The organism is Pseudomonas fluorescens (assembly GCF_902497895.1).
GTDB classification, from domain to species: domain Bacteria; phylum Pseudomonadota; class Gammaproteobacteria; order Pseudomonadales; family Pseudomonadaceae; genus Aquipseudomonas; species Aquipseudomonas fluorescens_BP.
Genome location: NZ_CABVHQ010000006.1, coordinates 88,300 through 107,229 on the forward strand (window position 1 = coordinate 88,300; position 18,930 = coordinate 107,229).

General features: G+C 61.1%; 11 protein-coding genes. 7 read left to right on the forward strand and 4 right to left on the reverse strand.

Annotation, left to right across the window (positions count from 1 at the left end; translation table 11 throughout):
• Nucleotides 1–110: 110 nt before the first annotated feature.
• From F8N21_RS04775 to F8N21_RS04790, 4 genes are all read left to right on the forward strand, one after another.
• On the forward strand, nt 111–2,330 hold the full coding sequence (locus F8N21_RS04775; RefSeq protein WP_150641029.1) for a DUF1631 domain-containing protein: 2,220 nt from the start codon (nt 111–113) through the stop codon (nt 2,328–2,330).
• A gap of 62 nt (nt 2,331–2,392) precedes the next feature.
• On the forward strand, nt 2,393–2,953 hold the full coding sequence (gene ampD / locus F8N21_RS04780) for a 1,6-anhydro-N-acetylmuramyl-L-alanine amidase AmpD (RefSeq protein ID WP_150641092.1): 561 nt from the start codon (nt 2,393–2,395) through the stop codon (nt 2,951–2,953).
• Nucleotides 2,950–3,786 (forward strand): regulatory signaling modulator protein AmpE, encoded by an 837-nt coding sequence (gene ampE, locus F8N21_RS04785; protein ID WP_150641030.1) that lies wholly within the window; start codon nt 2,950–2,952, stop codon nt 3,784–3,786. The genes ampD and ampE overlap by 4 nt, the downstream gene beginning before the upstream one ends.
• Before the next feature lie 354 nt (nt 3,787–4,140).
• Entirely contained in the window at nt 4,141–6,171 is a 2,031-nt protein-coding gene (locus F8N21_RS04790) for a methyl-accepting chemotaxis protein (protein WP_150641031.1), read from the forward strand.
• 2 nt (nt 6,172–6,173) lie between these two features.
• Here the strand turns inward: F8N21_RS04790 and F8N21_RS04795 are convergent, their stop codons facing one another.
• Entirely contained in the window at nt 6,174–6,965 is a 792-nt protein-coding gene (locus F8N21_RS04795; RefSeq protein WP_150641032.1) for a TatD family hydrolase, read from the reverse strand.
• Nucleotides 6,966–6,967: 2 nt separating this feature from the next.
• Complete coding sequence (cra, locus tag F8N21_RS04800) at nt 6,968–7,963, reverse strand: catabolite repressor/activator (RefSeq protein WP_150641033.1); 996 nt, start codon at nt 7,961–7,963, stop codon at nt 6,968–6,970.
• Between the two features lie 295 nt (nt 7,964–8,258).
• Here cra and ptsP point away from each other — a divergent pair, with 295 nt between their 5' ends.
• From ptsP to F8N21_RS04815, 3 genes are read left to right on the forward strand one after another with little or no spacing between them, the layout of a single operon-like run.
• The gene (ptsP, locus tag F8N21_RS04805; protein WP_150641034.1) at nt 8,259–11,120 is read left to right on the forward strand and encodes a phosphoenolpyruvate--protein phosphotransferase; all 2,862 of its coding nucleotides are present in this window, start codon (nt 8,259–8,261) and stop codon (nt 11,118–11,120) included.
• The gene (pfkB, locus tag F8N21_RS04810; protein WP_150641035.1) at nt 11,120–12,061 is read left to right on the forward strand and encodes a 1-phosphofructokinase; all 942 of its coding nucleotides are present in this window, start codon (nt 11,120–11,122) and stop codon (nt 12,059–12,061) included. The genes ptsP and pfkB overlap by 1 nt, the downstream gene beginning before the upstream one ends.
• A gap of 11 nt (nt 12,062–12,072) precedes the next feature.
• Nucleotides 12,073–13,815, forward strand: coding sequence for a PTS fructose-like transporter subunit IIB (locus tag F8N21_RS04815; protein ID WP_150641036.1), 1,743 nt, complete (start codon nt 12,073–12,075; stop codon nt 13,813–13,815).
• Between the two features lie 172 nt (nt 13,816–13,987).
• On the opposite strand, the gene F8N21_RS04820 is transcribed toward F8N21_RS04815, so the two are convergent.
• Together F8N21_RS04820 and F8N21_RS04825 are read right to left on the reverse strand one after the other, a co-directional pair.
• Nucleotides 13,988–16,516, reverse strand: a complete 2,529-nt coding sequence (locus tag F8N21_RS04820; protein ID WP_150641093.1) for a PepSY domain-containing protein — start codon at nt 16,514–16,516, stop codon at nt 13,988–13,990.
• A gap of 152 nt (nt 16,517–16,668) precedes the next feature.
• Entirely contained in the window at nt 16,669–18,918 is a 2,250-nt protein-coding gene (locus F8N21_RS04825; RefSeq protein ID WP_150641037.1) for a TonB-dependent receptor, read from the reverse strand.
• Nucleotides 18,919–18,930: the final 12 nt, after the last annotated feature.

Genomic DNA, 18,930 nt, shown 5'->3' on the forward strand with positions numbered 1-18,930 from the left:
TCAAAATGAAATGCAGGTCTGCTGGCACAAGCGGCATCTTTTGCAGATAATTCGCCTTGTAATTGACGTCATGGCTTTGACGTCTTGATTCACCGTTACCGGAGGCCTGGATGCACAATGACGGGAATGTAGTGCCTTTGCGCAGGGCCGGTACTGATCGGGCGAACTCTTCGCCGCTCGCCCGCCTGCCTGTCATTCTGCTTCAGGTTCACGACAAGGCCGCACAGCAGCTCAGGCATGGTTTGCAGGTGTTGTTCGATAACGCCGACGGCGCCTTGTTCGACATGACTGACAGAGCTCACAACAGTGTGGATCAGCACACCCTCTTCGAAGCCATGCGCGACGTGCGGCTCAAGCGCAAAAGCATCGAGCGTGGTTTTCTCGAGCAATTCTTCGAGGCCTTTGCCGGCCTCGCTGTATACGATCAGGCGCAAGCGCCGTTGCCCCAGGCCCTGACCTACGACCCATCAGTGCACAATCCCGATGATGAACTTGAAAGATCCGTGGCGCTGGATGCCATGGTCACCAGGGTGCTCAGTCGCGACGGTTTCGCCCTTGGTCAATTGACCGCACGCTTGAGCGCGTTGCTGGGCAAGCGTCTCGAGGATCAGCACAACCCTGTTGGCCCGGCCATGCTCTGCGAGTATTTCTTGCAGGCCGGGCGCAATCTGGGGGTAGAGATCAAGGTCAAGCTGGTCCTTCTCAAACTGTTCGATAAGTACGTGCTCAGTGAGGCTGATCAACTCTATACCCAAGCCAATCAACTGTTGATCGCTACCGGTGTATTGCCCCGACTCAAGGCCGCCCCGGCCCGCCGGGCGTCGGATCGAGCAGCCATCAGCGCAGGTGCCGGGCAAATCGAACCCGGCATGGCCAGGTCCGGCAATGCGCAGATCGACGAGGGCGTGCAGGAAGTCTTCGCCGCGTTGCAGGCGTTGCTGCTTCACGTCAGGGGCAGTCTGGCACCGACCCTGGAAGCCTGTGCGCAGACTCAGCCCATTTCGACCCGGGATCTGCTGCGGCTGCTCTCGCATCTGCAACAGCACGTTCCCGGACCCAGTGCCCAGGATGATTTCGATCTACGTAATCAGCTCGAACAACTGCTGACCCGGGGCAGCGTCAAAAGTGGCAGATCCCGGGTAGTCGGCGTGGCTGATGAAGACGTGATCAACCTGATGGCGATGCTCTTCGAGTTCATCCTCGATGATCGAAATCTGCCCGACTCACTCAAAGCGCTCATCGGTCGCCTGCAGATCCCGATGCTCAAAGTCGCGGTGCTGGACAAGAGCTTTTTCAGCCGCTGCAGTCATCCCGCCCGCCGCCTGCTCAATGAAATCGCCGCCGCAGCCCTGGGCTGGGGCGAGTGCGATGATCACCAGCGCGACGGCCTGTACCTGCGTATCGAACAGGTGGTACAGCGGCTGTTGAATGATTTTGCCGATGACCCAGCGATCTTCTCGGAACTGCTGGTCGAATTTCTCGCCTTCACTGGCGCCGAGCGCCGTCGCAGCGAGCTGCTGGAGCAGCGCACGCGTGACGCCGAAGAAGGCCGGGCGAAGACACAACAGGCTCGTCAGTGCGTCGAGCAAGCCCTCAATCAGCGGTTGTTGGGCAAAGTCTTGCCGCAAATCGTCGTGGTTTTTTTGCAGGAGGCCTGGAGCAAGGTGTTGTTGCTGGCCTGCCTCAAGCACGGTGAACAGTCGGCCGAGTGGCAAGCCGGTTTGCAGACCATGGATGAGTTGATCTGGAGCGTGCAGCGCCACGAGGACGCAGAGGCGGGTCTGCAGCTGCTCAATCTGGTGCCAGGCCTGCTCAAGGCACTCCGTGAAGGCTTGAGCGGCGCGGCATTCGATCCTTTTGCCACCGGCGAGTTTTTCAGTCAGTTGGAAAAGTTGCATGTGCAGGTGTTCGAGCCGCTGGAGCGGGGCCCGGCCAGTGCATGCGACGCACGTTTCCCGGCGATGATCGAGGTGCGCCAGGAGATTGTCCTGAAGACTGCCGATGAGGGGCCTGTTGAAGTGGCCGCGGGGCGTCTGGCCGCGGATGACGCCGGCCTGCTTCAGGTCGAGCAGTTGCGTCCCGGGTGTTGGGTCGAGTTCCAGGAAGACCATGACAACACGCTGCGGTGCAAGCTGGCGGCGATTATCCAGTCAACGGGCAACTATGTTTTCGTCAACCGTACGGGGATGAAAGTGCTTGAGCGAACCCGTATCGAGCTGGCTCTGGAGTTCCGTCGAGGTGTTGTGCGAAAACTCGATGACACCTTGTTGTTCGACCGGGCACTGGAGTCGGTCCTCGGCAACCTGCGCCGACTCAATCGTGGCAAGTGATCGCAACCTGGGTGCCGATCGCGGCATACTGGGCCATCAAAGTCGTCGTGGAAGGAACCTGTATGCAGTTGGACCCCGCTAGCGGTTGGTTTCAGGGGGTACGTCATTGCCCGTCGCCAAACTTCAATGGGCGCCCCACGGGTGAGATTTCTCTGCTGGTGATCCATAACATCAGTCTGCCGCCGGCCCGGTTCGCGACAGGCAAAGTGCAGGAATTTTTCCAGAATCGCCTGGATGTTACTGAGCATCCCTATTTTGCCGGGATAGCCGACCTTCGGGTGTCCGCTCATTTCTTGATCGAACGTGACGGCACGATCACTCAGTTTGTCTCCTGTCTTGAGCGTGCCTGGCACGCGGGCGTTTCACGCTTCGGTGAGCGCGAGGGCTGTAATGATTTTTCCTTGGGCATCGAACTGGAAGGCACTGACGAACTACCCTTCACCGAGGCTCAGTATCAGGCGCTGATTGCCTTGACCCGGCAATTACGGGAAGCCTTCACGGCGATCACACCGCAGCGCATCTGTGGCCATAGCGATATTGCCCCGGGACGCAAGACCGATCCGGGGCCGGCATTCGACTGGGCACGCTTTCGCGCAGCCTTGGGTAAAGGGGAAGAACAATGAGTTTTCTGGTGTTACTGCTGGCGGTCTGGGTCGAGAAGTTCTCGGCCTTGCGTCATCGGGTCCAGCGCGACAGCGGATGGCTGCGCGAATTGGCCAAACTGGAGGCTAGTCCCCGACTGGCAAACCGGCCCTGGCTGGTGTTGACGCTGTTGGTGCTACTGCCGGTTGCCGTACTGGGGTTGTTGCTGGTAGTGCTGGACCCGGTTTTCTATGGCTTGTTGGCCTTGCCGATTCATTTGCTGGTGGTGATCTACAGTCTCGGGCGCGGGGATTTGCTGGGCGGCCTGGGGCCGTTTCGTGATGCCTGGCGTCGTGAAGACCTGCAGGCCGCCGCTCATGTCGCCAAGCGTGACCTGGATATTTGCGCCGACAGCGGCGAGCAGTTGCTGGGACGGGTTCAAGGGTATTTGCTGTGGGAGGCCTATCAGGGCTTTTTTGCGGTGATTTTCTGGTACTTCCTGCTGGGTCCGGTCGCGGCGTTGAGCTATCGCTTGCTGGCGTTGGCCGCCGAGCACGGGAAAAATCCGCAGCTGGTGGAAACCGCCGCGCAAATGCGCCATGCCTTCGATTGGTTGCCGGTACGGTTGCTGGCGGCAAGTTTCGCGCTGGTCGGCAACTTTGTTGCGGTCGGCCGAGTGATGTTGCATGAGTTGCTCAACTGGAATATCAGCGCCGCGCAGCTGGTGGAAAAAGTCGGCCTGGTGGCCGGCGAGATTCCGTCGCCTATGGTCGGTGCTGATGGCATCAGCAGTCTGGACGGGTTGTGGGAACTGCTGCTCCGGGCTGCCGTGCTCTGGTATGCCGGTTTTGCGTTGTGGACGGTGTTGTTCTGACGCCACGGTGGTGAACATCATTGTGATGAAGGTGGTTTGTTGTGGGAAGGGGGCTTGTTGTGGCGAGGGGGCTTGCCCCCGCTGGAGCGCGAAGCGGTCCTAAAAATCGGTAACCGCGTTTTATCTGGCAGAGCGCATTAGCCCGTTTTACGACTGCTTCGCAGCCGAACGGGGGCAAGCCCCCTCGCCACAAAGGGACCTCATACCTCCTCTAAGGGTCCGTCCCCCCCCCGGTTAACCTTAAGTTACACAACTCTCTGCCGATTTAAGTTATACAAGCATCAGCGCTAAATAGTGGCTTTTTGCTGCTATTGTGCGACTGCCCATAACAATAATAGGTAAGGGAGACTTCTTGTGAAGAGCTTGCTCTATCCCGCCGTCGCACTGATGAACCGCTTGAGCTTCGGTATGAAGTTCAGCCTGATCAGTGTTCTGTTTTTCCTGCCGATGCTGGTGACCAATTTCTATCTGGTCCGCGACTCCTATCGCGAGTTCCAGGGCACCCAGGTTGAACTGCAAAGCCTTGACCTGCTGGGAAGCAGCCTGACGCTGCGGCGCGATCTGGAGACCCTGAATAACCTGGTACAGATCAACGTCGCCCTGGGTCAGTCCGGCAAGGCCGGGGATGTCGAGTCGAAGATCGCGGCGCTTGAGCAGAGTGTTCTGGAGCGTATGCAGGGGTTGGCGGCAGTGACCATCGACCCGGAGCAGATCAGCGTCTTCGATGAAAAACGCGATGAAGTGATTGCGGCGTTCAAGGCTCAGCAAGCCGTGACCTCGTTGCAAAGCAAAAGCGCGCTGATCGGCAAGTTGCTTGGCAGCGCGCAGATTTTCAGCCAGATCATCGCCAGCCAGTCCGGCTTGAGCCGCGATAACCAAAGCGACATGCGCCAATTGAGTGAACTGATTACCAGTGTCACCCCGCAAGTCACGCAAATCCTCGGCGAAGGCCGGGCCATCGGCAGCTATTCCCTGGGCCAGGGTTTTCTCAACTCGTCCTCGAGCACTCGCTTCGATGAACTGTTACAACAAATTGAGAAGCTCCAGGCCGAGTACGGCTTGAAACTGCAGGATGCGCTGGGCTCGAGCAAGGCCGCCAGCGCGGCTCTGGAGCCAATGGCCAGTGCCAGCAGAAGCACACTCAAGCAGGGCAGCGAGCTGTTCGAAGAACAAGTGGTGATGGTCGATACACTGGATGCCCCCTGGCCAGCCTTTTACGATCAGGTCAGCGGGTTGATGGCGCAGACTTATCAACTGAATGAGGCCACGTTGAATTTCCTCGGCGTGGAGTTGCAGCAACGGCTGCACCAGAACCGCACGCATATGGTGTTGCTGGTGGTGGCCCTGGCGGCGGTGTTCCTGCTGATCGTTTATCTCTACGGCGGTTTCTATTATTCGACCCGAACCACGCTCAAGACTCTGGGTGAGGTGATGGACAAGGTCGCGGCGGGGGACATGACCGTCTCCTTTACCGCTCAAAGTCGCGATGAACTGGGTGAATTGGGCAACGTGTTCAATGGCACCGTGGTGAAGATCCATGACCTGATCGAACGGGTGGGCAAGACCGTCAGTGAAGTCGAGCGTCAGGCCGGTCAGGTGGAATCGGTATCGGCCCGGAGCAATCAGGCAGTGGCCGGGCAGCGCAGCCAGATCGAGCAGGTGGCGACGGCGATGAATCAGATGTCGACGACCTCCCAGGAAGTCGCCCGCAGTGCGGCCGCGGCGGTCAGCAGCGCCCACAGCGTCAACGACGAAACCATCAACGGGCGTGGCCTGGTGGAGTCGCAACAGGGCAGCATTGCCCAGTTGGCCAGTGAGATTGACCAGTCAGTACTGGTGATCAATCAATTGGCCAGCGATAGCCAGTCCATCAGTCGGGTACTGGAAGTGATCAAAAGTATCGCCGAGCAGACCAACCTGTTGGCGCTCAATGCCGCCATCGAGGCGGCGCGGGCCGGTGAGCAGGGGCGCGGTTTCGCGGTGGTGGCCGACGAGGTCCGGACGCTGGCCAAGCGTACTCAGCAATCGACTGAAGAAATCGAGCAGATGATTGCCAAGCTGCACAGCGGTGTGGGCGCGGCGGTAAAAGCCATGGGCGTCAGTCATCAGATGGCCAGCGGTACGGTCAGCCAGTCGGAAAAGGTTCAGCAAGCGCTGGAAAACATCCTCGGCGCAGTCGGGATGATCGTCGACCAGAACCAGCAGATTGCTGCGGCGGTCGAGCAGCAAACCGCGGTGGCTCATGATATCGATCAAAACATCGTCGAGATCAACCGCGCCGGTGAACGCACCGCCGAAGGCGCGCACCAGACCGAAAACGCCAGTCGGCAGCTGTCGGCGCAGGTGGTGCAGTTGAAGCAGCTGATCAGCACGTTCCGGGTTTGAGCTTAGTCCTGACCCAGGGGCCAGTTGAACACGCCGCAGGCATTGGCAGTGCTGGCTGTGGCCAGTTGCTCTGGGCTGACGGCCATGATCTCGGCCAGCGCCGCACAAATCGCCGGCAGATGCTGCGGGCTGTTGCGTTGGCCGGGGTACATGGCGGGCGCCATATCCGGCGAGTCGGTTTCCAGTACCACGGCATCCAACGGTAAGTCTTTGAGGACTCTGTGCATGCGCAGCGCCTGCGGCCAGGTCGCGGCGCCGCCCAGTCCGAGTTTGAAACCGAGCTTGAGGTATTCGCGGGCCTCTTCCTGGCTGCCGGCGAAGGCGTGGATGATGCCCGCGCGCTTGAGGCGAAACCGCTTGAGGGTGGCGATAGTGGCCGCGTGACTGCGACGGACATGCAACAGCGCCGGAAGCTGAAAGTCGGCCGCCAGTTGCAGCTGTGCTTCGAGCAGCGCTTGTTGGCGCTCTCGGTCGAGGTGTTCGAGAAAATAATCGAGGCCGATCTCGCCCACCGCGCACACTTGGCGATGGCCGGCCAGGCGCGTCAGCCAGTCGCCGAGTTCAGTCAGGTGTGCGGGGCAATGCTCATCGACGTATACCGGGTGCAAGCCGAATGCGGCATACAGGTCCGGATCGCTCTGCACCAGATCCCAGACACGCTGCCAGTTTCGCTGATAAACCCCCAACACCACTATTCGCCGTACCCCCAGGGCGCGGCAGTCCGCCAGCAGCGCCTGGCGATCGTCGTCGAAGTCCGGAAAGTCCAGATGGGTGTGAGTGTCGATCAGCTCCACGTTCACGCCTCGTGAATGCGCTGCTTGAAGGTCCGGGCGATGGCCTGTACGCCGGGTTGGTAATGCTGTTCTTCAATCGCTGCCAGGGCCAGCTGCAAGGCTTTGTCGGCAATCAGCTGATGTTGCTGGGCCATGGCATTCACCGGCAGCGGCAGGAAGTCCAGCAACTGGGTGTCGCCGAAGGTGCCGAGGCGCAGCGGTCGGGATTTGAGCGGGTAGTCATGCAGGGCATCGAATACACCCTGAAGCAGCACATAGGAAGTAGTGACCAGCGCATCCGGCAAGTGGCCGAGGCGTTGGAGCAACTCTTCCATCAATTGCCGTCCGCAGTCGCGGCTGAACGCTTCGCCGTGCTCGATCAGCATCTCGCCGTCGAACCCGGACAAGGCCTGCTTGAAGCCGGCGGCACGCTCCTGGCTGATGCTCAGCTCGGGCCGCGCACCGATCAGCGCAATCTGCCGCGGCAAAGGCTGCAACAGGCTGCGGGTGAGCTGCAGGCTGGCCTCTTGATCATCGCTGATCACCGAGCAGAAATGCTCAGGCTCCATCACCCGGTCGATGGCGATGATTGGCAGGCCCTTGGCCTGTAACTGGCGATAGCTGTCATCATCGGACGGCAGGCAGCTGGCGACGAACAGCGCGTCGCAGCGCCGGGCGCGAAACAGTTGCAGCAATTGCCGCTCGCTGTCCGGCGCATCGTCGGAGCTGGCGATCAGCAATTGATAACCGCGGGCGCGGGCACCTTGTTCGAGCAGTTTGGCGATTCGCGCGTAACTGGGGTTTTCCAGGTCCGGCAGAATGAAACCCAGGGTGCGCGTATGCCGGCTGCGCAGCCCGGCCGCTTGCGGGTTAGGCGTGAAGCCATGGAGTTCGACCACCGCCTGCACACGCTCGACGGTGCTGCGACTGATCCGCTGTTGTTCGGCCTTGCCGTTTATGACGTAGCTGGCGGTGGTGACCGACACACCGGCCAGTTGGGCGATATCACTGAGTTTCAACCCGGGATTTCCTTGTTGTTTTGGAGCTTGCCCCGACATTTTGTCCGATCGTAACCGATCCGGGCAGGGGACCATTGTCACAACTGCAATCGACGGGTAGGGCTTCAAGGATGAGCGATAATCGAGTAACGTGGCAAATATTATAGATTAAACGTTTCAGCAGGCGTATTTTCAGGGGGTAAACGAATTGGGCCGGCTCTGCCAAGAAGTCGCCCGAGGCTGTTCTGACAATAAGCCTAAGCTGATTCATTCAAAACAATACCTAGCGCCTACCTTGCGCTAAATAGGAGAAAGCATGCTCGAGCTCACCATAGAGCAGATATCCATGGGCCAGTCGGCTGTGGATAAGTCCGCGGCACTCCATCTGCTTGCCGAGAAGCTGGTCGCTGATGGCCTGGTCGAAGAGGGTTACCTCAGCGGCTTGCAGGCGCGAGAAACCCAGGGCTCGACCTTTCTCGGTCAAGGTATTGCGATCCCCCATGGCACTCCCGAGACCCGCGACAAGGTGTTCACCACCGGCGTGCGTCTGATTCAGTTCCCTGATGGGGTGGACTGGGGCGATGGCCAGATCGTCTATCTGGCGATCGGCATTGCCGCCAAATCCGATGAACACCTGCGTCTGCTGCAATTGCTCACCCGTGCCCTCGGTGAAACCGATCTGGGCCAGGCCCTGCGCCGCGCCAGTTCCGCCGAGGCCTTGCTGAAGCTGCTGCAAGGTGCGCCGCAAGAGCTGGCGCTGGACGCGCAGATGATCGGGCTGGGCGTGTCCGCCGATGATTTCGAAGAGCTGGTCTGGCGCGGGGCGCGTTTGCTGCGCCAGGCTGACTGCGTCAGCAATGGCTTTTCCGCGGTGTTGCAGCAGGTTGATGCGCTGCCGCTGGGTGATGGCCTGTGGTGGTTGCACAGCGAACAGACGGTCAAGCGTCCGGGCCTGGCGTTCGTCACGCCGGACAAGCCGATCCGCTACCTCGGCCAACCGCTCAGCGGTCTGTTTTGCCTGGCCAGTCTGGGGGAGGCCCATCAAGCCTTGCTCGAACGCCTCTGTGCCTTGCTGATTGAAGGACGCGGGCATGAACTGGGGCGTGCCACCAGCAGTCGTGCAGTGCTGGAAGTGCTCGGCGGCGAAGTGCCGGCCGACTGGCCGAGTGCCCGCATCGCCTTGGCCAACGCCCATGGTCTGCATGCGCGCCCGGCGAAGATTCTCGCGCAGCTGGCGAAAAGTTTTGAAGGCGAGATTCGCGTACGAGTTGTCGACGGTCAGGACAGTGCGGTGTCGGTGAAGAGCCTGAGCAAGTTGCTCGGTCTCGGTGCCCATCGTGGTCAGGTGCTTGAGTTTATCGCTGAACCGAGCATTGCCGCGGATGCCTTGCCAGCCTTGCTGGCGGCTATCGAAGAGGGGCTCGGCGAAGAAGTCGAGCCGTTGCCGGCGGTCAGTGCATCCCGTGAAGTCATCGCTGAAGTCGCTCAGGTGCTGCTGGCTCCGGCCTCGGGCAGCCTGGTCCAGGCTGTCGCCGCCGCGCCGGGGATCGCCATCGGCCCGGCACACATTCAAGTGCTGCAGCCAATCGATTACCCCTTGCGTGGCGAATCTGCCGCCATCGAGCGCGAGCGTCTGAAGCAAGCGCTGACTGAAGTTCGCAGCGACATCGAAGGGCTGATTCAGCGGAGCAAGGCCAAGGCTATCCGGGAGATTTTCATCACCCACCAGGAAATGCTCGACGATCCGGAGCTGACCGACGAAGTCGACACCCGCCTCAAACAGGGCGAAAGCGCCGAGGCGGCCTGGATGGCAGTGATCGAGGCCGCGGCCCGGCAACAGGAGTCGCTGCAGGATGCCTTGCTGGCCGAACGTGCCGCGGACTTGCGGGATGTCGGACGTCGGGTGCTGGCGCAGTTGTGTGGCGTCGAAACCCCGGTCGAACCTGAACAAGCCTACATTCTGGTGATGGATGAGGTCGGCCCATCGGACGTGGCACGCCTCGATCCGGCACGGGTTGCCGGGATTCTGACCGCCCGCGGTGGTGCCACTGCCCACAGCGCGATTGTCGCCCGGGCCCTGGGCATTCCGGCGCTGGTCGGTGCTGGCGCCGCAGTATTGCTGCTGGCACCGGGCACGCCGCTGTTGCTCGACGGCCAACGCGGTCGCCTGCATGTGGACGCCGACGCCGCGACCTTGCAGCGTGCCATTGAAGAACGCGACACCCGCGAGCAACGCTTGCAGGCCGCTGCCGCCCGACGTCATGAACCGGCGCTGACCCGCGATGGCCACGCCGTTGAAGTGTTCGCCAACATCGGCGAAAGCTCCGGTGTCACCAGTGCAGTGGAGCATGGCGCCGAAGGCATAGGCTTGCTGCGCACCGAACTGATTTTCATGGCCCATCCGCAAGCGCCGGATGAAGCGACCCAGGAAACCGAATACCGCCGGGTACTCGATGGCCTGGCCGGGCGACCTCTGGTGGTCCGTACCCTGGATGTCGGCGGTGACAAGCCGCTGCCTTACTGGCCGATCGCCAAGGAAGAAAACCCGTTCCTCGGCGTTCGCGGCATTCGTCTGACCCTGCAACGCCCGCACGTCATGGAAGCCCAGTTGCGCGCCTTGCTGCGCGCCGCTGACAACCGGCCGCTGCGGATCATGTTCCCGATGGTCGGCAGCGTCGATGAATGGCGTCAGGCCCGGGACATGACCGAACGCCTGCGTCTGGAAATCCCGGTGGCCGATCTGCAGCTGGGGATCATGATCGAAGTGCCGTCGGCGGCGCTGCTAGCCCCGGTACTGGCCAAGGAAGTCGACTTCTTCAGCGTCGGTACCAATGACCTGACCCAATACACCCTGGCCATCGACCGTGGTCATCCGACCCTGTCGGCCCAGGCCGATGGCTTGCACCCGGCGGTCTTGATGTTAATCGACATCACCGTGCGCGCGGCCCATGCCCATGGCAAATGGGTGGGCGTCTGCGGAGAGCTGGCGGCGGACCCGCTGGCCGTTCCGGTGCTGGTCGGTCTGGGGGTGGACGAATTGAGTGTGTCGGCGCGCAGCATTCCCGAGGTCAAGGCGCGGGTTCGCGAACTCAGCCTGAGCCAGGCAAAAATACTCGCTCAGCAGGCCTTGGCCGTGGGCAGCGCAGATGAAGTACGCGCTCTTGTGGAGGCCCTGTAATGGCTAGCATTCTGACCCTGACCCTGAACCCGGCGCTGGACCTCACCGTCCAGTTAACGCAGCTTGCGCCCGGCCAGGTCAACCGTAGCGACGCCATGCACACCCACGCCGCAGGCAAGGGCGTGAACGTGGCGCAGGTGCTGGCCGACCTCGGGCATCAATTGACCGTCAGCGGTTTCCTCGGTGAAGACAATCTACAGGCCTTCGAAGCGCTGTTTGCCCGGCGCGGATTTGTCGACGAATTTATTCGAGTACCCGGAGAAACCCGCAGCAATATCAAACTGGCCGAGGGCAATGGGCGTATCACCGACCTGAACGGGCCGGGGCCGCTGGTCAGTGAAGCCGCTCAACAAGCGTTGCTTGATCGTCTCGAGCAGATCGCCGCCGGGCATGATGTCGTGGTGGTCGCTGGGAGCCTGCCGCAGGGAGTGAGCCCACAGTGGTTTCAAGCGCTGCTGATCCGCCTGAAGAACCTCGGCTTGAAAGTCGCCCTGGACACCAGCGGCGAAGCCTTGCGCGCAGGGCTCGCGGCCGGTCCATGGCTGATCAAGCCCAACACCGAAGAGCTGGCCGAGGCGCTGGACTGCCCGGTGGTGTCGGTTGCGGCACAAGCCGAAGCGGCGAGCCGGCTACAGGCTCAAGGCGTCGAGCATGTGGTGATTTCCCACGGTGCCGACGGGGTGAACTGGTTCGGCGTGGGTACTGCCTTGCAGGCATTGCCGCCCAGGGTCAGCGTCGCCAGTACCGTCGGTGCCGGCGACTCCTTGCTGGCCGGGATGCTCCACGGATTGCTCAGTGCCCACACCCCTGAACAGACTTTGCGCACGGCCACTGCGATTGCCGCCATGGCGGTGACCCAGATCGGTTTCGGAATCAGCGATGCCGCGCAACTGGCGCAGCTCGAAAAGGGGGTGCGTGTTCACCCCCTGACAGAACAATAAGAGGGTTTGTAATGAAACTAGCCATTGTTACTGCCTGCCCGAACGGCATGGTCACCAGTGTGCTGTGCGCGCGATTGCTTGATGCAGCGGCGCAACGCCAGGGCTGGAGCACCAGTGTCGAAGTCCATGACGCCGCGCACCCGGAACGCCAGTTGTCCGCTGCGACTATCGAAGCCGCCGAGTGGCTGCTGGTGGTCAGCAGCACGCCGCTGGATATGTCACGCTTTGTCGGCAAACGGGTGTTCCAGAGCACTCCGGCTCAGGCGCTGCAGGATGTCGAAGCAGTGCTGCGCCGTGGTGCCGAGGAGGCGCAGATCTATGTCGCGCCCGAAGTGGTTGCCGAGCCGGTCGCCGTCAGCAAAAGCGCGCCGCGGCTGGTGGCCGTGACCGCGTGCCCGACCGGTGTCGCTCATACCTTTATGGCAGCCGAGGCCTTGCAGCAAGCGGCCAAGCGCCTGGGTTATGAGCTGCAAGTGGAAACCCAGGGCTCGGTCGGAGCACGGACTCCCTTGAGCGCGACGGCAATTGCCGATGCCGATGTGGTGTTGCTGGCGGCGGATATCGAAGTTGCCACCGAACGTTTTGCCGGCAAGAAGATTTACCGCTGCGGCACCGGCATCGCCTTGAAGCAGGCCGAAGCCACGCTGAACAAGGCGTTGGCCGAGGGTCAACAGGAAAGCGCTGCTGCGACTGGTGGCCAGGGACCGGCCAAGCCGGAGAAGACCGGGGTCTACAAGCACTTGCTGACCGGTGTGTCGTTCATGTTGCCGATGGTGGTGGCCGGCGGTTTGCTGATCGCCCTGTCGTTCGTTTTCGGCATCACCGCGTTCAAGGAACCTGGCACGCTGGCGGCGGCACTGATGCAGATCGGTGGCGAGACCGCGTTCAAACTGATGGTGCCATTGCTCGCCGGTTACATCGCCTACTCGATTGCCGACCGTCCAGGCCTGGCGCCGGGGATGATTGGCGGCTTGCTGGCCAGCACGCTGGGGGCGGGATTTATCGGTGGGATCATTGCCGGTTTCATCGCCGGTTACGCAGTCCAGGCGATTAATCGCTGGGTGCGCCTGCCGCAAAGTCTCGAAGCCTTGAAGCCGATCCTGATCATTCCGTTGCTGGCGAGCCTGTTCACCGGCCTGGTGATGATCTACGTGGTGGGTAAACCGGTGGCCGGGATGCTTGAAGCCCTGACCCACTTCCTCGACAGCATGGGCACCACCAATGCAATCCTGCTCGGGGTGCTGCTGGGCGGCATGATGTGCGTCGACCTCGGCGGACCGATCAACAAAGCCGCCTATGCCTTCTCGGTCGGCCTGCTGGCCTCGCAAAGTTATGCACCGATGGCCGCGACCATGGCCGCCGGTATGGTCCCACCGATCGGCATGGGCATCGCCACCTTCATCGCCCGCCGCAAGTTCGCCCAGGCCGAGCGTGAAGCCGGCAAGGCGGCGTTTGTGCTCGGCCTGTGCTTTATCTCCGAAGGGGCGATTCCGTTTGCCGCCAAGGACCCCTTGCGGGTGATCCCGGCGAGTATCGCCGGCGGTGCGTTGACTGGCGCATTGTCGATGTACTTCGGCTGCAAGCTGATGGCACCTCACGGTGGGCTGTTTGTGATGCTGATCCCGAACGCGATCAACCATGCATTCTTGTACTTGATGGCGATTGTTGCCGGGAGTTTGCTGACCGCGGTGACGTATGCGCTGATCAAGCGGACTGAGGAGGTCGAGTTGACCCTGGAGCCAGTCAAGGCCTGAAGCCTGTAGGAGCGAGCTTGCTCGCGATGGACTCAAGAGCAGCGCGTTTATTCAGATAACACGCGTTATCGTTAACGTCCATCGCGAGCAAGCTCGCTCCTACAAGAGCCCGGGCTTGCCCGCGAAAGCTGCATTCCACACGCAGCCGTTATGAAGCGGGCACATCAACGCTTCAATAAACATCCCGCCGATAACGCCCTTGCTCAATCAGTCTCTCAACCTCATCAGCGCCCAGCACCTCACTCAGCACTTGATCCACGCCCGTCGCCATCCCCTGCAAACTGCCGCAGATATAAATCGCCGCGCCGTCCGCCAACCATTTCTTCAACTCGCCGGATGCTTCACGCAGGCGATCCTGCACGTAGATTTTCTCTGCCTGATCCCGTGAAAACGCCAGGTCCAGGCGTGCCAGATCACCGCCGGTCAGCCATTCCTGCAGCTCGTCCTTGCAGTGAAAGTCGAACTCGATATTGCGCTCGCCAAATATCAGCCAGTTGCGTTGCTGGCCGTCGGCAATGCGCGCCTTGAGCAAACTGCGCAGGCCGGCGAGGCCGGTGCCGTTGCCCAGCAGGATCATTGGTGCGGGCTCTGCGGGCAGATGGAAACCGCTGTTGCGCCGCACCCGCAGGCTAATGGCCGAACCCAGTGGCGTGTGTTCGGTCAGCCAGCCGGAAGCCGTGCCGAGGCTGCCGTCGGCACGCTGTTCCTGACGCACGATCAGCTCCAGCAGGCCGTCGGCGGCGATCGAGGCGATGGAATACTCACGCATGGCCAAGGGTATCAGCGCGTCCACCAGCGCTTGCGCGTGCAGGCCCACCAGGTGCGTTCGGTTTTCGGGCAGTTGGCGGCTGGCCAGGGCCTGTTCGAGGGTTTCTTCCAGGCCATTGAGCTGCACCTTTGTCTCACCGCGTATGCCCAGCCCATCGAGGAAATGCTCGATCGCCCACGGACAGTTGCGTGGCAACACTTCTACCAGATCACCGGCCAACCAGCTGCTCGTGTTCGGCGCTGTCAGCCCCAGCAAGTACACGCCGGACCCACTGCTGTCGGGGTTGAGCAGCGTGCGCTGGCTCAGTGTCCAATTGTCGAAGCTCGGCGCTTGCCAGGTGTCCACCGGAGCGTGCCCGGTCAGTTGCCCGAGTTGCTGTTGCCAGTGTCGAAGGGCATAGGGGTCGCCGCTGTCGACTTCCACCGGGGCGAACAAGGTCTTGCCACCATGCTCGGCCAGCCAATTGTGCAGGCGCCGGGCGAAACCGCAAAAGTGCTGATACTGTCGGTCGCCAAGACCTAACACTGCATAGTTGAGGCTCTCGAGCGCCAACACGCGACCCAGCACCTTGCGCTCGAAGCCTCGGGCGCTGTCCGGCGCTTCGCCGTCGCCGAAGGTACTGACCACGAACAGTGCGTTGTTGGACTCACGCAAATCCTGCTCGCTGACATCCGCCAGCGGCTGGACTTTCACCGGTACCCCGGCGGCCTGCAACTGGCCGGCAGTCTGCCATGCCAGCTGTTCGGCAAAACCGCTCTGGCTGGCGAAACCGATCAGCCATGCCGGTGTATCGTTGCTGCTTTGAACCAATCCTTTGCGGGCATTTTTCACCTGGCGCTTTTTGCGTCGACGATCCAGGTACAGCAGCCAGCCGGTAATGAAGAACAGCGGCATGCTCAGCGACGCGAGGGTCACCAGGATCCGCCCGACGATCCCGAAGTAGCTGCCGACATGCAGCGCATAAATACTGGTCAACAGTTGCGCCTTGAAGCTCTTGTCGGCGTACCGCTCATGTTTACTGACGATGCCGCTGAGCGGATCGAGCATGATCTGGTTCAGTGCGCGATCGTGGGCTGCGCTTTTCAGCAGGTAAAACACCGTGGCGGGTTGCCCGGCCACTGGCGGCATGCGGATGTTGTAGGCGCTCAAGTCCGGGCCGGCGCTGCTGTAGATGCTGCTCCACATGGCCTGGTAATCGGCGCTCGGTGCCGGGCCCGAAGGTGCCGCGCCACGTCCGCCTTTGCGCATCTGGCTATTGGGTGAATCGGATAACAGTTTGTTCAGACCTTTGTTGTACCACTCGTAGGACCAGGACAAGCCGGTCAACGCCGCCAACAGATAGAACACCAGGCACCAGGTCCCCGCTACCGAGTGCAAGTCCCAATTGAAGCTGCGACCTTTTTTTGCCCAGTCCAGGGCCAGCCAGGCGCGCCAGCTGGCGACCTGACGCGGCCAGCGCAGATAAAGGCCGGACAGGCAGAAGAAAATCAGCAGCAGCGTGCAGGCGCCGGTGATTTGCCGACCGCTGTCGCCGATCGCCAGGAACCGGTGCAGCTGCAGCATCAGGCCGAAGAAATCCTGACCCGTGGCATCACCCATAAAGTCGCCGGTGTACGGGTCGAAGTAGCGCATCTGGCCACGGCGCTCGCCGGGCGGTGGGGTGAAAATTACCCGCGCGGCGTTGCCGCTGTCGGTCTCGACCCAGAGCATCGAGACCTGCTTGCCTTCGACGGCCTCGACCTTTGCCACCAACTCGGCAGGCGGCAGGACACCGGCAGCGCGCTTCTCGACTTGCAGCACAGAAGGGTTGAGCGCCCGCAGGATCTCGTCCTGAAACGACACCGTGGCGCCGGTAATGCCCATCAGGGCCAGGACCAGCCCGGCACTGATACCGAAAAACCAGTGCAGCTGGAACAGTGTTTTCTTCAACACGTCGACCGCCTTACTCATTCAAAAATAATCGTCACGGCGCGCATTATGCCGTGTGTGGGCGCGGGATCGTCGGCCTCTGATCAATCCCTCTGGCAATACGCACAAAAGCCCCACTCATGACCATGAGCAGGGCTTGGCGAACTTGCGCTCTATCAGAAGTGGAAGTTGGTACTCAGCAATGCGGTACGGCCAGCGGCGACGTGGGCGTAATGATTCTGCAGGACCTGGTCGAAGTAGCGCTCGTCGGTCAGGTTTTGTACGTTGAGCTGCAAGTCGATGTTTTTGCTCAGGCGGTAAGTCGCCATCGCGTCATACCGCCAGTAGGAAGGAATTTCCACCGAGTTGGCGACGTTGCCGAACTGCGAGTCAACGAAGGTGGCACCAGCGCCGATGGTCAACTCAGGCATCAGGTCATAGGTCGACCAGAAGGTGAAGTTATTTCTCGGAGTGCTTGGCATGTGGTTGCCTTCATCGATTGGCCGGGTGGTCTTCACCACCTCGCTTTCCATGTAGGTGTAGCCGCCGTAGACCCTCCAGTTGTGGGTGATCTTGCCGGCGTAGGTCAGCTCCAGGCCGTTGACCTGTTGCTCTCCATCAAGCACTTGAGTGGTGGCGCCATCCGGGTCGTCGATCCGTGCATTGGTTTTCTCGGTGCGAAACAGCGCAGCGGTCAGCGACAGGTCGTCACCAAAGAAGTCCCACTTGGTGCCGATCTCGTAGTTGCGGTTGCGTTCCGGATCGAGATCGCTATTGGCCGCGGTCAGTTCCAGGCTACCGTTGCCGCTGGTTTCACCGCCAGGATTGCTGGAGGTCGAATACGCGGCATAAACGCTACCGTTAGGCAGTGGTTTGTAGACCAGACCCACCTGGTAGTTCACCAGATCGCTAGTGTTCTCGCGGGAGAAGTTACCGGCTGGAGCGCGGGTGGCGAAACCACTGGAGGTGGTCTTGTAGTTGTCATACCGCAGGCCGAGATTCAGCGACCATTGCTCGTCGAACTTCAGCGTGTCGAACACGTAGGCCGCGGCGGTCTTGGTGTCGGTATCGGTAAAGGCCAGGCCTTCGGTGATGGTGCCCGACCAACTGTCACCCGGGCTCGGGTTGTTCAGGCTGGTGCAATCGCCACTGGCCAGCAATCGTGGCGAGCAGGTGGTCGAGGTACCGGCGGCAGACGTGACAACGTATGGGCGGTTATGCGTGTCCGAATAGGAAAACTCAATGCCGGTAACCAGGCTGTGCTCGATAAAACCAGTGTCGAACCTGGCGCTCAGGTCGGTCTGGTTGACCCAGCCGGAGGAGGTCGAATTACGGTTTTTGGTGTTGCGAAGCACCGTGCCATTAGCCACGTTGCCTTTGCTGTCGTCCGGGTTGGTGACGACGTAGTCGAGGGTCGAGCGTGACATGCGGAAGCTGTTGGACAGGGTCAGGTTGTCATTCAGATCGTGCTCGAGCTTGATCGTGCCACTGTCATTGGTGGACTCGCGATAGTCACGACTGTTCAGGCCGTAGAAGTTGTCGCGGTCCACGTTCACCGGCTTGTCGACCGCGTGTTTGCTGCGGTTCGGGCTCAGCGTCAGCGGGATGCCGTAGTCCGGCATGTCATCGGTTTCCACATGGTAGTAACCGACGGTGAGACGAGTATCGGTGCCCAGGCCAAAGGCGAAGGACGGAGCAACGCCCCAGCGGCTGACGTCGACATCGTCGCGACCGGCCACGTTGGCTTCGTGTTTCATCAGGTTCAGGCGAAAGGCCGAGGTATCGGTCATTTGCTGATTCAGGTCCAGCGTGGTGCGCTTGGTCTGATCGGAACCATAGGTAAAGCCGCCGTTGTACGAGTTGCCCAGCTTGGCGGACTTGGTCACCAGGTTCAGGCTGCCACCGGTCGAACCGGCACCGGTGAACGCGGAGCCAGGGCCCTTGCTGACTTCAATCGATTCGACGTTGAAGATTTCCCGGCTTTGCGAAGCGGGGTCACGCATGCCGTCGATGAACACGTCGCTCTCTGCGTTGAAGCCGCGGATGATCGGGCGGTCACCGGCCGGGTTGCCGCCTTCGCCTGCACCGAAGGTGATGCCCGGAGTGGTGCGCAGCGCGTCGACCAGGCTGGTAGCGCCGGTATCGCGGATAACCTGCTGCGGGATGACGGTGACGCTTTTGGGTGTGTCACGCAGTGGCGCGGTAAATTTCCTGGAGGCGGAGGTGTCGGTCTTGTAGGACGTGTCGTCCTGTTCGCCAACGACGCTGGTGGCATCCAGCGAAATCTCGTTACGCGGGGCCTTTTCGTCGGTATTTTCCGCCGCGTAAGCCATATGGGCTGCGGAGGTGGCGGTGATGGCCACGCCAATTGCAGACGCGAGCAGGCGCGGTGAGCTGACAGGTAACTGTGATGGTTGGCGTGACATGTGAATTCCCCT